Consider the following 1345-nt stretch of genomic DNA (forward strand, 5'->3'; position numbering starts at 1 on the left):
ATGAAGTGCAAGAAACGGAAGAAGGCACACATGACGCACCAGGTATTATCGCAGATAAGTGGCAGTACACAGGTCAAACAGCAGCAGAAAATGGTATTACAACACATGTGTATCAACGTATCCAGTCAGAAATACCAAACGAGGCACCGCAAGAGACACCGGTAGAATTAGAAGTAACACGCTATGTAGATGGCGAAGGTAATGAAGTGCAAGAAACGGAAGAAGGCACACATGATGCGCCAGGTATTATCGGAGATAAGTGGCAGTACACAGGTCAAACAGCAGCAGAAAATGGTATTACAACACATGTGTATCAACGTATCCAGTCAGAAATACCAAACGAGGCACCGCAAGAGACACCGGTAGAATTAGAAGTAACACGCTATGTAGATGGCGAAGGTAATGAAGTGCAAGAAACGGAAGAAGGCACACATGATGCGCCAGGTATTATCGGAGACAAATGGCAATATACGGGTCAAACAACAACAGAATCTGGCATTACGACGCATGTGTATGAACGTATACAATCGGAAATACCAAACGAGGCACCACAAGAGACGCCAGTCGCGTTAGAAGTAACACGTTATGTGGATAGTGATGGCAACGAAGTTCAAGAGACAGAAGAAGGCACGCATCAACCACCAGGTATTATCGGAGACAAATGGCAATATACAGGTCAAACAACAACGGCAGATGGCATCACAACATATGTGTATGAACGTATACAATCAGAGATACCAAATGAAGCGCCACAGGAAACGCCAATACAATTAGAAGTAACGCGTTATGTGGATAGTGAAGGTAATGAGGTGCAAGAGACAGAAGAAGGCACGCATCAACCACCAAGTATTATCGGAGATAAATGGCAGTACACAGGTCAAACAACAACGGCAGATGGTATCACAACGTATGTATATGAACGCATCCAATCAGCAATCCCGAACGATGCACCGCAAGAAACGCCAGTACAATTAGAAATAACACGTTATGTGGATGGCAAAGGTAATGAGGTGCAAGAAACAACAGAAGGTAAACACGAACCACCAGGTATTATCGGAGATAGATGGCAGTACACAGGTCAAACAACAACGGCAGATGGTATCACAACATATGTATATGAACGTATCCAGTCAGAAATCCCGAATGAAGCGCCGCAAGAGACACCGGTACAATTAGAAGTAACGCGTTATGTGGATATTACCGGAAATGAAGTTCAAGAGACAGAAGAAGGTACGCATCAACCGCGTTATATCATTGGAGATAAATGGCGTTATTCTGGAGTAACAGTGACAGAAAATGGTATTACTAAACATGTCTATGAACGTATTCAATCAAAAGTTCCAAA

Annotated in this window: 1 protein-coding gene; it reads left to right on the plus strand. The window is 43.3% G+C overall.

The features are described 5' to 3' along the window. Nucleotides 1-1345, plus strand: a 1345-nt coding sequence (locus tag HMPREF3267_RS11555; RefSeq protein WP_176746111.1) for a MucBP domain-containing protein, incomplete at both ends; no start/stop codon positions are given.

Origin of the sequence: Staphylococcus sp. HMSC62D11, from assembly GCF_001839145.1 — a bacterium.
Classification (GTDB): domain Bacteria; phylum Bacillota; class Bacilli; order Staphylococcales; family Staphylococcaceae; genus Staphylococcus; species Staphylococcus lugdunensis.